The organism is Acinetobacter bereziniae (genome assembly GCF_016576965.1).
GTDB lineage: Bacteria > Pseudomonadota > Gammaproteobacteria > Pseudomonadales > Moraxellaceae > Acinetobacter > Acinetobacter bereziniae.
This window is the reverse complement of record NZ_CP066119.1, coordinates 3,938,550-3,955,606: the sequence shown is the minus strand read 5'-3', so window position 1 is coordinate 3,955,606 and position 17,057 is coordinate 3,938,550. Positions and strand designations below refer to the sequence as shown.

The window sequence follows — 17,057 nt, the reverse complement described above, 5'->3', positions numbered from 1 at the left end:
CATCAAAATGTATTTAATCCTGAGAAATGAATTGATTTAATTTTTTGTTTAAAAACTCAGCATAAAGATAAAAACAATCATTGAAATAAAATGATTTACACAGGTGTTTTGTATATATTCAAATGTTGTCATATAATGTGGCACTTTTTGAAAAACTGTAATTATTAAATTCTATCGAGGAAGCCATGCAAGTAACTTCTGAAGCGGTTTCGGGCGTTGCCCGTCGTTTAAATGTATCTGTACCGACGAGCCGTATTAACGAGCAGTTTGAAGCTCGCTTGAAACGCACTGCTAAAACTGTGAAGATTAACGGCTTCCGTCAAGGTAAAGTGCCTGTAAATGTTGTACGTCGTGAATATGGCGCGGGTATTTATCAAGAAGTTGTCAACGATATTATTCGTGACACCGTATTTGAAGCAATTCAACAAGAAAAAATCAATGCTGTTGGTATGCCAAACATCGACAAAGTTGAAAACAAAGATGATGCTTTAGTTTATCAAGCAACTGTTGAGGTTTATCCTGAAGTTGAAGTTAAATTTGATGGTCTAGAAGTATCTCGTAAATCGTCTGAAGTTACAGACAAAGATGTTGACGTGATGCTTGAAAACCTTCAAAAGCAACGTGCTGAGTGGACTGAAACTAAAGGCATGGCGAAGAAAGACATGCAAGTGACTTTCGACTTTGAAGGTACTGTAGACGGTGAAAAGTTTGAAGGTGGTGCTGCTGAAGACTTTAAACTTGTTTTAGGTTCTGGTCGTATGATCCCTGGCTTCGAAGACGGTATCGTTGGTATGAAGAAAGGCGAAGAGAAAGTAATTGATGTTACTTTCCCTGAAGACTATCAAGCTGAAAACTTGGCTGGTAAAGCTGCGCAATTCAAAATCACAGTTAAACTTGTTGAAAAGCAAAAACTTCCTGAAATTGATGCTGAATTCCTAAAAATCTTTGGTTTAACCGAAGAAGAAGGCGTTGAAAAATTAAAAGCTGACGTTCGCAAGAACATGGAACGTGAAGTGAAAAATGGTTTGCGTAACCAAGTGAAAGGTGCAACTTTTGATGCACTTGTTGCTGCAAACGAAGTTGAAGTTCCTGAGTCTATGTTGGCTCAAGAAATTGACCGTCAACGTCAACAAATGATTCAACAATTTACTCAACAGTTTGGTGCTCAAGGTGCAAAAGCATTTGACAGCAGCATGCTTCCAGATGAGTTGTTCAAAGAGCAAGCTGAGAAATCAGTGAAGCTTGGCGTACTTGTGAGTAAAGTATTGGCTGATGCTAAACTTGAAGTAGATCAAGCACGTGTTGATGCTTATATTGAAGATATGGCTTCTTCTTATGAAGATCCAGCTGAAGTGATTGAATATTTCAAAACTGACAAGCAACAACGTGCTCAAATTGAAGGCGTTGTGTTAGAAGATCAAGTGGTTGACCACATCTTGGCTAGCGCTAAAGTGACTGATGAAGCTGTAAGCTATCAAGATTTGTTAAAAGAGCAACAAGCACGCCAACAAGGCTAAGTTGTTTGATGTTGAAAAAGGCGCTTTGGCGCCTTTTTTTATGAGTTTAAACATTGGCTTAGTTAATCTGTTCACAATACTTATGCAAAAAATATCGGATATTTAGTTGGGAATATTTTGCATTTTCAGCAATTATCCCTCATATTGTGAACATGAGTGACGTAACAAAAATTCAGGAATAAATAACGTATGTATGTTCCATCAATTGAAAGCGCTTTAGTGCCAGTAGTCGTAGAACAATCTTCACGTGGTGAGCGTTCTTTCGATATTTTTTCGCGTCTTTTACGTGAACGTGTGATTTTTTTAACGGGTGAAGTTGAAGACAACATGGCAAATCTTATTGTTGCACAAATGTTGTTTTTAGAAGCTGAAAACCCAGATAAAGATATCCATTTATATATCAATTCACCAGGCGGTTCTGTTACTGCAGGTATGGCAATTTACGATACCATGCAATTTATTAAACCTGATGTGGTGACATATTGTATGGGGCAGGCTGCATCAATGGGTGCGTTCTTATTGAATGCAGGTGCGCAGGGTAAACGTTATTGCTTGGAAAATGCTCGTGTGATGATTCACCAACCACTAGGTGGTTTCCGTGGTCAGGCATCGGATATTGAAATCCACGCACGTGAGATTCTATTTATCAAAGAACGTTTAAACCGTTTAATGGCTGAACATAGTGGTCAGGATTACGAAACTGTTGCCAAAGATACAGATCGGGATAATTTCATGACCGCGCAGCAAGCAAAAGAATATGGTTTAGTGGATCAGGTATTAAGTAAACGACCTCAAAACTAAGCATTTATAGATATGATTTAAGAATTTGGAGTGAAAATGTCCGATCTTCCTCAAGGACAAAAGCATTGTTCATTTTGCGGTAAAACGCAGTCTGAAGTCGGTAAGCTGATTGCAGGCGAGGACGCATATATTTGTAATGAATGTGTGGATGTGTGCTTAGACTTAGTGCAAACGAGTCAACAAGTGGAAACAGGCGATTGGGCAACACGCCCATTGCCAAAACCACATGAGATTCGTGCGGCTTTGGATCAATATGTGATTGGTCAAGATACTGCTAAGAAAACGCTTTCAGTTGCTGTATATAACCATTACAAACGTTTGAAAGTTTCTCAAACTGGTCATAAGCCTAAAGATGCGGTTGAAATCGCAAAAAGTAATATCTTGCTGATCGGACCAACAGGTTCAGGTAAAACCTTGCTTGCGCAAACTTTAGCTCGTCTACTTGATGTACCTTTTGCAATGGCGGACGCGACAACATTGACTGAAGCTGGTTATGTTGGTGAAGATGTTGAAAACATTATTCAAAAGCTGTTGCAAAAAGCAGATTACGATGTAGAGAAAGCGCAAAAAGGCATTATCTACATTGACGAAATTGACAAGATTACCCGTAAATCTGAAAACCCATCAATCACGCGTGATGTCTCTGGTGAAGGTGTACAGCAAGCATTGTTAAAAATGATTGAGGGTACAGTTGCATCCATTCCGCCTCAAGGTGGACGTAAACATCCACAGCAAGAGTTTATTCAGGTTGATACTGCAAATATCTTGTTCATTTGTGGTGGTGCATTCTCTGGTCTTGAAAAAGTGGTACAACAACGTCAAGAGAAAGGTGGAATTGGCTTTACTGCGGATGTGAAAAATAAGGATGACACTAAAAAAGTTTCTGAATTATTCCGTCAAGTTGAAGCAGCTGACTTAGTGAAATTTGGTTTAATTCCAGAGTTTATTGGTCGTTTACCTGTGATCGCAACTTTAGAAGAGCTTGATGAAGAAGCATTAATGCAGATTCTGACTGAGCCTAAAAATGCTTTAACACGCCAATATCAATATTTATTTGAAATGGAAAATGTTGATCTTCTCTTTGAAGACTCTGCATTACGTGCGATTGCGAAAAAGGCTTTAGAGCGTAATACAGGTGCACGTGGTTTGCGTTCTATTTTGGAAAACGTTCTCCTTGAAACCATGTATGACTTACCAAGTCGCACTGATATTGGTACAGTGATTATCAATGAAGCAGTGATCAATGATAAAGCTGTGCCTGAGTTCAAACCTGAACGGCAACCCAAGCAAGAAAGCAATGAAGTTGAAAAAGTAGATCTAAAGGTTTTAGACAGTAAATCGGCTTAAATGTTCGATTTTACTCAATATTACTTTTGCATCTTATCTGAAACGTGTAAGTAGCTTGACTATTTACACGTTTTTTTATTTTTAAATTGTCATTGTAATGTTAAGCTCACTGTGCAGAATATTGTTTCTTAAGAATGAAAATAAAAAATACGCGGTGAGGGAAAATCATGCGTTACATCAGTCTCGTTGTTTTGATGAGTTGTGGATTAGCAGCTTGTCAGAGTCATCAATCTGTAGAACAGCAATCAACCAAAGTTGTTTCGACTTTAGATCCTATTGATTTTAAAAAAGAACAATCATTGGTTCATGAAAAGCTTGATCAATATAAAGTGAAATCTTTTTCTGTAGGTTCTTGGGTCAATCAAAAACCCGGTCAGTACTTTCATTTGGTGAAGCCACAGAATCCTCAAGCTGCTGTGATTTATTTTTATCGTCCAGATAGTCGCTGGAACAGACAAGAAATCATTCCCACCAATTTCTTTTTAAATGGTAAGCGGATTCCGAGTTTAATCAGTAATCACTACTATTGGATTGAACTTGCTGAAGGTGATTATAAATTAAGTTTAAGTCGCCCTTTAACAGTTTTTCATTTTCAAAAGCCTAAAGTTGCCTATTTCTCAGTAGAGGCGGGTGGGCAATATTTTGTCAAATATGAGGAAGAAAAATTCCGTGGTGGACCAAATGGTGAGGCAGGGCTATTACGTGTTGGACCATTGATGCAAATGCCAACTCGACAGGGCTTAAAAGAAATTGCTATGACGCAACTTAAAACACCTGGATTGAATTTTGTGGCAGAGGTGACGGCGGATGGGCGTGTGATTAAACCGCAAGAGAAAATTAAAGGTGCACCATATAAGGTGAGTGATGATGTGCACTTGGGGCAACCCTTTAAGCTTTGGAATCCAACAACTTGGTAAGCTTTTTAGTATTCAGATTAAAAAAGAGAGCGAAGCTCTCTTTTTTAATGTTTATGGGGTATTCGCTGCTTTTTTTAATTCAGCAAGTTTCTTATTTATCTCTTTAAAATCTTGTTCAGTATTTTGAAGGGTATTGCTAAGTTGAGTATTCATCATCTTCATCGTTTCTTGAGCAATTTGTGGAGACTTTTTAAGTATAGATTGCCCCACAGCACTCGAATAAAAGTCGATTTGTGCTTGTACTTCTTCCGCATTGAAAACATCTTTATAAATTTTTAGATAAAGTGGTTTGATCTGTTCCCACGATACTGTTTTTTGACTTTGAGCATACATTTTATCTGCCAATTCATTGGCAACAATTTGTTCTTGTGGACTTAATTGTTCCTTGTTTACGGACATTTTAATGATTTGATAAGCCTGCTGATCTAATTGAGGACGGATCTGTTGCATCGTTTCTTGTAAAAGTTGATCAATGTTCATCACTTTTAACAATTGTTGTACTTGTTGATCAGATGCTTGTACTGCAAAAGCAAAATTGGCAGTTAGACATGAGCCAAGCAGCACTAAATGTTGTAATAATTTCATAATATACCTATAGGATCACGTTGTTATTTATACGACAAAGGTGTTACCCACATTCGAAAACAATATAAAGCTTTATTGGGTTTGCAGTATAGGTTTTAAAATGGCTTCCATTTTATCTTTAATCACTTTTTGATTTTCTGCTTTAAGCATTTGCTTCTGTGAGAATTTAGTGGTTTCTTGCATGACTTCAGTCATCAATAGATTCATTTTCTGATTGATCGATTGCCCTAAAGGTGTGCTGAGGAACGCAATATTGGCTTGGATTTCTTCTTCAGTAAAGGTTTTTTTAAAAAGTGATTTGAATAAAGCAAGATATTCAGGATCTGTAATCATTTTTTGTTGAACATCGCTATAGAGAGCACTAATTTGCAGTGCCGCATTTTGTTGATCAATGTTGAGTGTCTGAGCGCCAGTCACTTGCCGAACAAGATCTTCAGCTTGCTCATCAAAATAAGGCTGCATATCCCGAGTACTTTGTCTGAATATCTCGGTGATATTGGAAAGTTGCATTAATTTGTCTACGCTTTTATCTGTTGCTGGAGATGCAAAGCTTGACACTGTCATACAGCATAAACTTAAAGTTAAAGCGAACTGTTTAATTTTCATGAGTTTTCCTTTATTTATTATCCTCTAACCAATGTAGTTGTTGAATAATTTCTCCCATTTTATTGCGATATTGCTGAATAAATTGAGGATCATTAATTGCTTTATGAATCGTAGCATTGCTTTCTATAAATATTTTCGTGTCAACATTTGCAAGTTTTGTGTACAGTGCTTGGCTTGGCGTTGTGTCATGCTGATAAAGTGCTTCAATTTCTTGAGGGCTTAACGATTCTAAAATAATTTGCTTGGTTTGACTGATAAATTGTGGATCTCGAAGAATATCTTTCGTCATTGATTGATAAACCGCGACAATTTCTGGGATGATTTGTTTTTCGTTATCCGTGAGTTGTATCGTGCTTATCCCATTTTTAATTAAATTTTCTGCTTGATTTTGATAAATACGCTTTGCGTCTTCATTTGCTTGAAGACGCCATATTTGATTGCCAATGATACCCTGTGTGAGTCGATCAAGGGATTCACTTTCTGTATTTGAGGCAAAGCTTTGTATAGAGATCGAGAATAGCAATAATACAGAAAAAATAATATATTTTATAAAGTTCATGACATGACTCAAAATAAAAAGCACCCTAATCATAGAGTGCTTTTCAAGTGATGCTCAAGCTTAATTTCAGCTTTTATGCAGATTAATTTGCAGCATCAACAACTGGAATTTTGCCAATTTTTGCTTGCCAAATTTTTGGTGCAGTTGCATGAACAGAAGTACCATTTACATCAACAGCGACTGATACAGGCATATCTTGTACTTTGAATTTGTAAATTGCTTCCATACCTAGGTCAGCAAATGCGACAACTTCAGCTTCACGAATGGCTTTAGATACTAAATAAGCAGCACCACCAACAGCCATTAAATAAGTTGCTTTATTGTCTTTGATCGCTTCAACAGCAGCAGGACCACGATCCGCTTTACCGATCATACCGAACAAGCCAGTTGCTTCAAGGACTTGACGTGTAAACTTATCCATACGTGTTGCTGTTGTTGGACCAGCAGGACCTACAACTTCATCACCTACAGGATCTACAGGTCCTACGTAGTAAATGAATTTACCTTTTAGGTCTACAGGTAACTGTTCGCCTTTATTGAGCATATCCACCATACGTTTATGCGCAGCATCACGACCTGTATAGATGGTACCATTTAATAATAATGTATCGCCCGGTTGCCACGAGTTCATTTCTTCTTGTGTGATATTGTCTAAATCAACACGTTTAGATGTTGAAGTATCCCAAGTCACTTCAGGATAATCTGAAAGTAAAGGTGCTTGAATATGTGCAATACCTGAACCGTCTAATTGGAAATGAGCGTGACGAGTTGCAGCGCAGTTTGGAATCATACCGACTGGTTTACCAGCAGCATGACAAGGATAGTCTTTAATTTTAATATCAAGAACAGTCGTCAAACCACCAAGACCTTGAGCACCAATACCTAAAGCATTCACTTTTTCAAAGATTTCAATACGTAGTTCTTCGATTTGGTTCTGTGGACCGCGGCGAAGTAATTCGTCCATATTGATTTCTTCCATGAGCGATTCTTTTGCAAGCATCATGGCTTTTTCAGCAGTACCACCAATACCGATACCGAGCATACCAGGAGGGCACCAACCTGCACCCATCGTTGGTACAGTTTTAAGCACCCAGTCTACGATCGAGTCAGAAGGGTTCAACATTGCCAGTTTAGATTTATTCTCTGAACCACCACCTTTCGCTGCAACAGTAATATCGACTTTATTGCCTGGAACGAGTTTGTAGTGAATTACAGCAGGTGTATTGTCTTTGGTATTTTTGCGACCAAAAGCTGGATCTGCTAAAACTGAAGCACGGAGTACGTTGGTGCTTTCTAAATAACCTTGGCGTACACCTTCATTGATCGCATCATCTAAGCTCATGGTTAAATCAAATTTAACATCTAAGCCCACGTCAACAAATACGTTAACAATACCAGTATCTTGACAGATTGGACGATGACCTTCTGCACACATACGTGAGTTAATTAAGATTTGTGCAATTGCATCCTTTGCAGCTTGGTTCTCTTCACGATCATAAGCACGGCTCATCGCTTGGATAAAGTCTTGTGGATGATAGTACGAAATAAACTGAAGCGCGTCCTTGACCGATGTGATCAAGTCATCTTGTTTGATAATAGTTGTCATATCAAAAATCTCTTGAGCGGGCTGTTAGCTAGCGGACTGAATTATACGTGATATTGCTTGTTTTGTGGTGGCTTTGATGGATTTTTAGGCTAAAGTTTTATTATTTTATTTGGGCTAAAAACTTTATACTGATGATAGAATAAAAGCTTGCAATGAGTACAGAAGCGTTATGGGAAAGCATACTCATCTTGCAGATAATATTATTGAAATTTATAACAATAAAGCCTATGCATGGACTGCATTAAGAGGGTCTTGTTTATATGAGAAAGTATGGTTAGATCGGTTTTTAAAATTACTTCCACAACGCTCAAATATACTGGACTTAGGTTGCGGTTCAGGACAACCCATAGCGGCTTATTTGATTGAGCAAAGCCATAATGTGACGGGTGTAGACAGTTCAGAAGAAATGCTGGATATGGTGCGAGAAAATTTTCCTGAAGATCTGTTTCCAAACTGTACTTGGATTCAAGCGGATATGCGCACAGTTGAACTGATTGAAAAGTTTCAGGGGATTTTAGCTTGGGATAGTTTTTTCCATTTATCACCTAAGTGGCAAAGGGCAATGTTTCAACAATTTGATCGTTTTGCAACGCCAGCTACGGTTTTAATGTTTAGCAGTGGACCTGCATTTGGAGAGAAAATTGGAGAACTGTTCGGAGAACCTCTATATCATGCCAGTTTATCGCCAGAAGAATATATCCAATTATTCCATAACTACGGCTTTAAAGTGATTAATAGGGTCGTAGAAGACCCTAATTGTACGGGACATACAGTTTGGTTGGTGCAAAGGAAATAATTGGTGTTCATTTAATCAATTGAATAAAATAGTTAAATGATTATAAATGTGATAAATATCACATAAATAGCGCAAAAATATTTTAATTATTTTTTTGAATTTTATAGATATTTTTTAGAATTATTTAGTTAATGCTTAAGATTATTATTAGTTTATTTCAATAAAAATATGCTCAAATAAGGAGAAAATGGTTGTTTATGTTCAGAGATTGATATATTTATGTAAAAAATTATGAAAATTTGTATTATAATGATAATTATTATCATTACGATTTTTTGAGGATGCAATGCGTTTTGTCAAAAAAAGCTTAACACTCATGATGCTATCAACGGGATGCCTGTTTGTTTCCACTCAGGCATTTTCTGATTCTGATACAGTTAAACAAGAACAAAAAACCAATACAGCAACACTTCCCACCATTGTGATTGAAGCAATGGCAGATGGTGACCCCATTAAAACCTATGTGGACTATAAACAGGCCAGTGTGACGCGAAATGGTTTGGATAAGAAAGATATTCCTCAAACTGTAGATACGATTGATGTGTCTAAGTATAAGTTGTATGGCGCAAATGATTTAAGCGTGATGTTACAGGGAACACCTGGTGTTTCGACCAGTTATGACACGAGAAATGATGGAATCACTATTCGTGGATTCAATGCCGATGAGAATGATATCTATCGTGATGGGATTCGTGAAAGCGGACAATACCGACGCAGTACCGCCAATGTTGAACGTATTGAAATACTCAAAGGACCAGCTTCTGTGCTCTATGGACGAAGTTCAGGCGGTGGCGTGATTAATATGGTGACCAAGGTTGCCAATTTTGACTCAAAAAGTTCAATTGGTGCTTATGTTGGGTCTTATGATAACGTTGGTGGTGTCATTGATTTCAATAAGGTACTTAATGACAACTGGGCTGTGCGTTTAGTCGGTGAAAAGTCAGATACCAATAGCTTCCGCTCGGGAATAGGTTTTAATCAGGAAATGTTATCTCCAAGTTTGACCTATCGTAGTGATGACGAAAAATTACTTTGGACGACTGAATATACTTATGACAGTTTAAACAGAACGCCTGATCGTGGTCCAGTCTATAATGAGTTGCCATCAGGGGTTTCAATTAAAACGGGCTTTGCAGGTACAAATGATAATATTGTTGATGAAACCAAGTCATTTAGAACTGATCTGAAATATGAATTTGCACCAAATTGGAAATTTCATTGGGCATTGAGTCATCGTGAATCTTTTCAAGATTTTGATAACTTCTTTAGCGGTACATGGTGTTCAGCAGCAGGGTTACAAAATGATGGTAAAAAATGCGACTGGCAAGGAAAAATTCGTCAAAACTATGCTTGGCAGCAAACCACCAATAAAACACTCTTAAATACCTTTGACATTACAGGTCAATTTAAAACAGGTGTTTTAGACCATAAGGTTATGTTTGGTAGTGATTGGTCAAATGAAAAACGAGAACCAATTTTAGGGAATTATTCAAGTGGTAGCAGTGCTGGACTCTATTATCGTTATGTCAATCCATTTGATACGTCTGATAGTTATTTATCTGATGGTTGGTCTAAGCTCAATGGTTCTCGTCCAGCAGAAACCTCTCACACTAAAACCGATGCAAGCTCTTTAAGCTTCTTCTTACAAGACCTAATTTCATTTAATGAAAAATATAAAATGATGTTAGGTGTTCGTTACGATAGTTATGATTTTGCGACCAATGATGTTCGTAATCAGCGTAAACGTTCATATCGGGATGATAGTTTAAGCCCTAATATTGGTTTTGTTTGGCAACCAGTTGAAAGTCAAAGTTTTTATACCTCTTATAGTAAAAGTTTTTCTCCTTATGGTGGTCGAGGATTGTTATTGGTGAGTACAACGGTAAATCCAAGTACATACGATGCTGAACCGCAATATAATGAGCAATATGAGATTGGGGTAAAAAGTGATTGGTTGGATGGTCGTTTAAATACTCAGCTTTCTGTGTTCGATATTACTAAAAATAACATACGTTACCAGCCTGACTCTGTGAACAGACCAAATGATTGGGAAGTAGGGCAGAAGCAACAATCGCAAGGTGTAGAGTTTAGTTTTATTGGTCGAGTCTTAGATAATCTCTATGTGCGAGGTGGTTATGGTTATACCGATGCTAAATCGAAAAGTGATAGTCGTACTGGTGTAAAAGATGAAGATATTTTAAAAGGTAAAAAGCTCGCAAAAATTTCTGAAAATACGGGCAACCTATTTGTGCGTTATCTACCAACAGAGAAATGGTATGGTGAAGTAGGGGCGACTTATGTAGGCTCGTATTATACTACAGATAAAAATTTAATAAAAATGCCAGACTGGACTCGTGTCGATGCAGCAGTAGGTTATAAAGATGATAAATGGGGTGCAACATTTGCTGTGAATAATCTCACTGATAAAGAATATTGGCGTTCAAACTCTATGCCAGGGACACCAAGAAACTATCTGTTCCGTGTGAATTATTATTTCTAAGTCCTGTGAAATAACTTGCTATGTGCCTTTTATTGATTTGAATTATGGTATTGGGCACAGAGCTGGTTGAGTTATAGAAACAAAAAAATAAAAACCCACGCAAATAATTTGAGTGGGTTTTTTATCTGTATAAAAAGCTTATTGTGTTGCTTGTTGTTCTGATTGAATCGCCGTCAATGCAATGGTAAATACAATATCATCAACCAATGCACCACGGGACAAGTCATTCACAGGTTTGTTCAAACCTTGCAACATAGGACCAACACTCACCACATTGGCTGAGCGCTGAACTGCTTTATAGGTGGTATTTCCTGTATTGAGATCAGGGAAAATAAAGACATTGGCACGACCTGCGACCTGAGAGTCTGGTGCTTTAGAACGCCCCACACTTTCCACAGACGCAGCATCATATTGTAATGGTCCATCAATCAACAAATCTGGGCGGCGTTGTTTGGCAATTTCGGTTGCTTTAGCCACTTTCTCTACTTCTGCACCAGCGCCTGAAGTTCCCGTTGAATAGGAAATCATCGCAATACGTGGGTCGATTCCAAAGGCTTTTGCTGAATCTGCTGACTGAATCGCAATCTCTGCCAGTTGTTCAGCATCTGGATCTGGATTAATCGCACAATCTCCGTACACATATACTTCATCAGGCAAGAGCATAAAGAAGATTGAGGATACTAAAGAGTATTCAGGGGCTGTTTTAATCAGTTGGAAAGCGGGGCGAACAGTATTGGCTGTAGTATGTACTGCACCTGATACCAAGCCATCCACTTGATCTAATGCCAACATCATCGTCCCTAACACTACAGTGTCTTGAAGTTGTTCACGTGCCTGCAATTCATTGAGTTTACCTTTACGCAGTTCAACCATTTGCGCGACATAGTTTTCAAGAATAAGGTCAGGGTCAATAATTTCTAAATCAGCGGGTAATTCGATGTTGCGGGCTTTGGCCACATCAAAAACAGCTTCAGGTTTTGCTAACAATACACATTGTGCAATTCCACGAGATTGGCAAATAGCCGCTGCCTGAATGGTACGTGGTTCATCACCCTCTGGAAGTACAATACGTTTTTTTGCTGCAATTGATTTTTGCACCAATTCATGACGGAATGCAGAAGGAGAGAGGCGAGGTTTATAATCACCATTGAGGATTTGAAGTAACCAATCTTGATCAATATGACTAGAAACAAAACGAGTGACTTGATCCGCTCGCTCTGTATCATCTACAGGAATTTCATTCCCTAGATTTGCCAATTGTTGCGCAGTTTCAAATGTACTGAGTGGTGTGTGTAAAATCGGTAAGCCATTTTTAATTGCAGATTGGCAGAACTCTAAAACCAATGGATTAGGTTCATGATGTTCAGTAAGAACTAAACCTGCAAGTGGAATACCATTGCTGGTGGCTAAGCTACTTGCCAACAGGACATCAATACGATCGGATGCACTGATAATTAATTCGCCAGCAACAAACTTTTGTAATTCATGCTCAATATTTGAAGCAATCAAACTGCTGTGCAAAACACGGCGTGTGTTGGCTTTACCTTGATTAATCCATGTTGCCTGAATCTGTTTTGCGAGATCAGAGATGCGGGGTACACTCAATGTATCACTGAAAGGCACCAATCCAATGATTGGGAAAACTGCTGAGCCAATGTGAGCATGTGTTTTCTGAATTTCAGTTTTGAATTTTTCGGTATCAGAGATTAAACGTAGACTTGGGTCAATGGTCACTGGAATTTGAGCAGATTCCTCTGGTAAGCCACGTGTACGCATAAACAATACACCTGCATTACGCGTAGATGAAGCACCTCCAAAGTTACGTAATTGTGCTTCGACTTTTTCAGCAGTATATTCAGGTCGATTGATGTCGGCATTGCTGACAAAGATAACTTTTGCATCTAGTGCTTGTGCCAAAGAAGCATTCAGATCACTGGCAAAAGCATCACGCGCTGTCGGGACTAAACCTTCGACAATAATAATGTCATGTGATTTAGCCACTTGACGCTGTAAACTCACTGCTTCTTCTAAAAGCTCATCAGTTTCGCCATCATTTAACTGTTGAGTAATTTTTGCATAAGTAATCGGTTCAACAGTGTCTAATTTTGAAATATGGCGATACAGAGCTGTTGTGCGATCTGGTTCTGCTTGTAATTCTTGTGAAAATGGTTTGACGAAGCCTGCTTTAACACCTTGGCATTCCAAAGCATAAACTAAGCCTAGGCATGCAGAAGTTAATCCGACACCTTCCCCAGTTGGAACCAACAGAATTGTTTTCATAGACTATTCTTTAATAAATTAAAAGATTGAAATTTGTATATACAAGAAGATCACAAAGCAGAATACACTATTTGACGCAAAATCTTTATTCATCGATACATTTGAGTCAAATACTTAGAGTTTCTGTAATTAGCGACATGATTGTATGACTTTTATTCAAAGATTACAGGAACTCTAAAATGTATAATTTTTTGCTTTGTTGTAGATCATGCTTTTAAGAATTTCATGATCTTACAATGGATCATCTTGGCACAGATTATTGTTAACGACAGTTTAAGCTGTCGCAACATCTGATTCAGGCTTTTTTGCAGCCTGTTGTACCTCATGCTCAACCACATGCACTGTTTCTTTGGCAATACGACCTTCTTCATCCGTAGGAACAACCCAAATTTGCGGACCTGTTCCTGCATCGATACGACCTTCAGTGCCGCGTTTTAAACCATCATTTTGTTCTTTGCTTAGGTTAAAACCGAAGTGTGGTAGGTATGACACGGTTTTTTCACGAATATATGCTGAATTTTCGCCAATACCACCTGTGAAGAATAAACCATCGATACGCGGTAAGCCACAGCTTAACGCCGCGAGTGATTTTGCTAAACGATAACAGAATACTTCTATGGCTAAAGTGGCATCTTCGTTGCCTTGTTCTGAAGCTTCAATCAAAGTACGCATATCGTTAGAAAGATCAGATAAGCCGAGCAAACCTGATTGGCTATTCAGCATTTTATCAATTTTATAAATATCCCAGCCTAGATTAGACGCGAGGAAGCTATGAATACTTGGATCTACATCACCACTACGTGTCCCCATCACCACGCCTTCAAGTGGCGTAAGTCCCATTGAAGTATCTACACTTTGACCATTCCAAATTGCGCATGTCGAGCTACCATTACCCAAATGTGCAGTTAACCAACCACCATGTTTATAGCTACCAGCAAGTTCAGAACCACGTTCAGAAACATAGGCATGGCTAGTACCGTGGAAACCATAACGACGAACATTGTGTTGGGTATAAAGAAATTTTGGCAATGCATAACGATAAGCATGTGCAGGCATGGTTTGATGGAATGCAGTATCAAATACAGCCACCTGCGGTAGTTCTGGGAATAGACGCATTGTTGCATCAATACCGACTAGGTGAGCAGGGTTATGCAGTGGAGCTAAAGGTGTTGCTTCACGAATTTTTTCTACAATTTCAGGTGTAAGCAATTCTGCTTTGGTCAATGTACCACCATGAACAACACGATGACCAATTGCCTTCGGTTGATATTGTGATAAACGACTCAAGATGGTTTCAAGAGCTTTTTCATGGTCTGCATGTGGAATGGAGAGTTCAAGTGGCTGATTGCCCGCAGTGATCCCTTTAATACGTGCATCAGCAGAGCCAAGGTTTTCTGCTAAACCAAAGATCCGATCTTCACGACGTTCAGAAACAAGCGCATATTTGATTGATGAAGATCCGCAGTTAATTACTAATACTGATGTAGACACGTTTTAATACCCGAAATTGTAATTTGAAAAAGTCATCCTGATTGATCTGATTACGCTTTATTTATAGGGCCAATTAGATCAGTAGTGATGTTGTACCATGTGTAGTTTTTTTGTCCTAGATAGACTTTAGGTGATTAGACTTTCGGACTATCGACCTGATATTGATTAATATTTAATATTTATCAGTTGATTATTAAAAACTATCATTCATCTTTATTTTAATCTATCTGCATTGTGCAGTTTCTTGTAAACAAACTTATATCCTTGTATAGCAATTAATCTGTCTGAGCATAAAGCGGATCAGTTGGTTTTGTCATTATTATTGATGATAGGCTTTCTTGCGAAACAAAGCTTAGGGATGTTTTTTTAAAGATTCAGCTTGATCATTTATAAAACGTTTATCGAACTCAGATTAAACAGGTTTGTGATGACGATACCTCACGATAGCAAGACCATCTATGATTCAATGAGCAAAATAAACGAATCACCTAAAGCTTATAAAAATTGGTATATAAAGATATAAGTTTTACTGGGGAATAAATGATTGAAATCATATCACTTGTACGAATACTCAGACGATTTGGCTATAGAGATGTTACTGCGCAAAAAGTCGCCCCTTATCTTTAGACAAAACTTATAAAAAAACTCAGCGCTGTAGGACACAACGCTGAGTGTTTAAAGTTTCAAAAATGCGATTAATGACGAATTTGACCGTCACCCAATACAATCCATTTTTGCGAAGTTAAGCCTTCGAGTCCAACTGGACCGCGAGCATGGATTTTATCAGTTGAAATGCCGATTTCAGCGCCTAAACCATATTCAAAACCATCTGCAAAACGGGTAGAAGCATTGACCATCACTGAACTAGAGTCTACTCGTGTTAAGAATTGGCGTGCCAAACTGAAGTTTTCAGTGATGATCGCATCGGTATGATGGGAACCATATTTATTGATATGTTGAATGGCTTCTTCAATCCCTGTCACAATTTTTACTGCCAAAATTGGACCAAGATATTCTTCATACCAATCTTCTTCACTTGCCGGTTTTACGATATTGCCTAAGATCTTTTGAACTTTGATACAACCACGTAATTCAACCTGTTTTTCCGCATAGAGCTCGGCAATACGAGGTAAAAATTCTTCCGCGATGTTTTCATCGACCAATAAAGTTTCCATGGCATTGCATACACCATAACGATGTGTTTTCGCATTTAATGCGATTGGCAGTGCTTTGTGAAGGTCTGCCTGAGCTTCAACAAACACGTGACAATTACCATCCAAGTGTTTAATCACAGGGATTGTTGCTTCATTGCTAATACGTTCAATCAGACCTTTCCCACCACGTGGTACGATGACATCGACATATTCAGACATCGTGATCAACTGACCAACTGCTGCACGATCAGATGTATTGATGACCTGTACACACGTTTCAGGTAATCCTGCTGCTTTTAAGCCGTGTTGAATGGCTTGAGCAATTGCCTGATTTGAATTCAGTGCTTCAGAACCGCCGCGTAGAATGATGGCATTGCCTGATTTAAGTGCTAATGACGCTGCTTCAAGGGTTACATTTGGACGTGATTCATAGATCATACCAACGACACCTAAAGGCACGCGCATTTTACCGATTTGAATTCCTGTTGGACGAAAAGCCAAATCAGTAATTTCACCAATTGGATCTACAAGACCTATTACATCTTTTAAGCCTTGTAACATGCCTTTGAAGCGTGTGGGGTTAAGTTCTAAACGATCAAGTAATGCGCTATCTAAATTGTTGTCACGACCTTTGGTCATGTCAATTTGGTTAGCAGCTAAGATTTGCGGTTCACTATTTTCCAAAGCAGTATAAATAGCAGATAAGGCATTATTTTTTACAAGTGTAGTCGCACCTGCCAAAGCACCAGCGGCTTGACGGGCTTGAATTCCTACAGTTTGCATATACTGTTCAATTGAATCTTGCATAGCAGTTTATTTGATCGTTTAAAAATTTCCCTTTGATAGTAGCAGTCTAAGCAAAGGCAAGGAAGTATTTCATTGAAATAAACTTATTTAC

Annotated in this window: 13 protein-coding genes; 6 read left to right on the top strand and 7 right to left on the bottom strand. The window is 38.3% G+C overall.

The genetic code is table 11. The features are described from left to right. The first annotated feature begins 185 nt into the window (after positions 1-185). The 4 genes from tig to I9192_RS18405 all read left to right on the top strand — a co-directional run bounded on the left by tig (position 186) and on the right by I9192_RS18405 (position 4,582). The gene (tig, locus tag I9192_RS18420) at positions 186-1,517 is read left to right on the top strand and encodes a trigger factor (protein ID WP_004830173.1); all 1,332 of its coding nucleotides are present in this window, start codon (positions 186-188) and stop codon (positions 1,515-1,517) included. 189 nt (positions 1,518-1,706) lie between these two features. Next, positions 1,707-2,318 (top strand): ATP-dependent Clp endopeptidase proteolytic subunit ClpP, encoded by a 612-nt coding sequence (gene clpP / locus I9192_RS18415; protein WP_005033741.1) that lies wholly within the window; start codon positions 1,707-1,709, stop codon positions 2,316-2,318. A gap of 36 nt (positions 2,319-2,354) precedes the next feature. Next, entirely contained in the window at positions 2,355-3,665 is a 1,311-nt protein-coding gene (gene clpX, locus I9192_RS18410; RefSeq protein WP_004830171.1) for an ATP-dependent Clp protease ATP-binding subunit ClpX, read from the top strand. Positions 3,666-3,832: 167 nt separating this feature from the next. Then, positions 3,833-4,582, top strand: a complete 750-nt coding sequence (locus I9192_RS18405; RefSeq protein ID WP_005033736.1) for a DUF2846 domain-containing protein — start codon at positions 3,833-3,835, stop codon at positions 4,580-4,582. A 51-nt stretch (positions 4,583-4,633) separates the two neighbouring features. On the opposite strand, the gene I9192_RS18400 is transcribed toward I9192_RS18405, so the two are convergent. From I9192_RS18400 to I9192_RS18385, 4 genes are all read right to left on the bottom strand, one after another. Continuing rightward, positions 4,634-5,167 (bottom strand): DUF2059 domain-containing protein, encoded by a 534-nt coding sequence (locus I9192_RS18400; protein WP_004830168.1) that lies wholly within the window; start codon positions 5,165-5,167, stop codon positions 4,634-4,636. Positions 5,168-5,239: 72 nt separating this feature from the next. Beyond that, a complete protein-coding gene (locus tag I9192_RS18395) occupies positions 5,240-5,773 on the bottom strand; it encodes a DUF2059 domain-containing protein (protein ID WP_151797487.1) in 534 nt (177 codons plus the stop codon). Positions 5,774-5,783: 10 nt separating this feature from the next. Then, the gene (locus I9192_RS18390; RefSeq protein ID WP_200149984.1) at positions 5,784-6,332 is read right to left on the bottom strand and encodes a hypothetical protein; all 549 of its coding nucleotides are present in this window, start codon (positions 6,330-6,332) and stop codon (positions 5,784-5,786) included. 82 nt (positions 6,333-6,414) lie between these two features. Further along, a complete protein-coding gene (locus I9192_RS18385) occupies positions 6,415-7,938 on the bottom strand; it encodes a fumarate hydratase (protein WP_200149983.1) in 1,524 nt (507 codons plus the stop codon). A gap of 169 nt (positions 7,939-8,107) precedes the next feature. Here I9192_RS18385 and I9192_RS18380 point away from each other — a divergent pair, with 169 nt between their 5' ends. Further along, entirely contained in the window at positions 8,108-8,734 is a 627-nt protein-coding gene (locus tag I9192_RS18380; RefSeq protein ID WP_200149982.1) for a class I SAM-dependent methyltransferase, read from the top strand. Positions 8,735-9,020: 286 nt separating this feature from the next. Next, entirely contained in the window at positions 9,021-11,234 is a 2,214-nt protein-coding gene (locus tag I9192_RS18375; RefSeq protein WP_200149981.1) for a TonB-dependent receptor, read from the top strand. Between the two features lie 138 nt (positions 11,235-11,372). On the opposite strand, the gene pta is transcribed toward I9192_RS18375, so the two are convergent. From pta to I9192_RS18360, 3 genes are all read right to left on the bottom strand, one after another. Beyond that, positions 11,373-13,514: a phosphate acetyltransferase gene (gene pta / locus I9192_RS18370; RefSeq protein ID WP_200149980.1), complete on the bottom strand. Its 2,142-nt coding sequence runs from the start codon at positions 13,512-13,514 to the stop codon at positions 11,373-11,375. A 273-nt stretch (positions 13,515-13,787) separates the two neighbouring features. After that, a complete protein-coding gene (locus I9192_RS18365) occupies positions 13,788-15,005 on the bottom strand; it encodes an acetate/propionate family kinase (protein WP_004830154.1) in 1,218 nt (405 codons plus the stop codon). A 695-nt stretch (positions 15,006-15,700) separates the two neighbouring features. Next, entirely contained in the window at positions 15,701-16,966 is a 1,266-nt protein-coding gene (locus I9192_RS18360; RefSeq protein WP_005033719.1) for a glutamate-5-semialdehyde dehydrogenase, read from the bottom strand. Positions 16,967-17,057 lie beyond the last annotated feature (91 nt).

What these genes read in the sequence shown, in the direction of transcription:
- clpX (WP_004830171.1), top strand. Translation starts at nt 2,355, where the DNA reads ATGTCCGATCTTCCTCAAGGACAAAAGCATTGTTCATTTTGCGGTAAA.
- I9192_RS18390 (WP_200149984.1), bottom strand. Translation starts at nt 6,332, where the DNA reads ATGAACTTTATAAAATATATTATTTTTTCTGTATTATTGCTATTCTCG.
- I9192_RS18375 (WP_200149981.1), top strand. Translation starts at nt 9,021, where the DNA reads ATGCGTTTTGTCAAAAAAAGCTTAACACTCATGATGCTATCAACGGGA.
- I9192_RS18385 (WP_200149983.1), bottom strand. Translation starts at nt 7,938, where the DNA reads ATGACAACTATTATCAAACAAGATGACTTGATCACATCGGTCAAGGAC.
- I9192_RS18405 (WP_005033736.1), top strand. Translation starts at nt 3,833, where the DNA reads ATGCGTTACATCAGTCTCGTTGTTTTGATGAGTTGTGGATTAGCAGCT.
- I9192_RS18380 (WP_200149982.1), top strand. Translation starts at nt 8,108, where the DNA reads ATGGGAAAGCATACTCATCTTGCAGATAATATTATTGAAATTTATAAC.
- I9192_RS18360 (WP_005033719.1), bottom strand. Translation starts at nt 16,966, where the DNA reads ATGCAAGATTCAATTGAACAGTATATGCAAACTGTAGGAATTCAAGCC.
- tig (WP_004830173.1), top strand. Translation starts at nt 186, where the DNA reads ATGCAAGTAACTTCTGAAGCGGTTTCGGGCGTTGCCCGTCGTTTAAAT.
- pta (WP_200149980.1), bottom strand. Translation starts at nt 13,514, where the DNA reads ATGAAAACAATTCTGTTGGTTCCAACTGGGGAAGGTGTCGGATTAACT.
- clpP (WP_005033741.1), top strand. Translation starts at nt 1,707, where the DNA reads ATGTATGTTCCATCAATTGAAAGCGCTTTAGTGCCAGTAGTCGTAGAA.
- I9192_RS18400 (WP_004830168.1), bottom strand. Translation starts at nt 5,167, where the DNA reads ATGAAATTATTACAACATTTAGTGCTGCTTGGCTCATGTCTAACTGCC.
- I9192_RS18395 (WP_151797487.1), bottom strand. Translation starts at nt 5,773, where the DNA reads ATGAAAATTAAACAGTTCGCTTTAACTTTAAGTTTATGCTGTATGACA.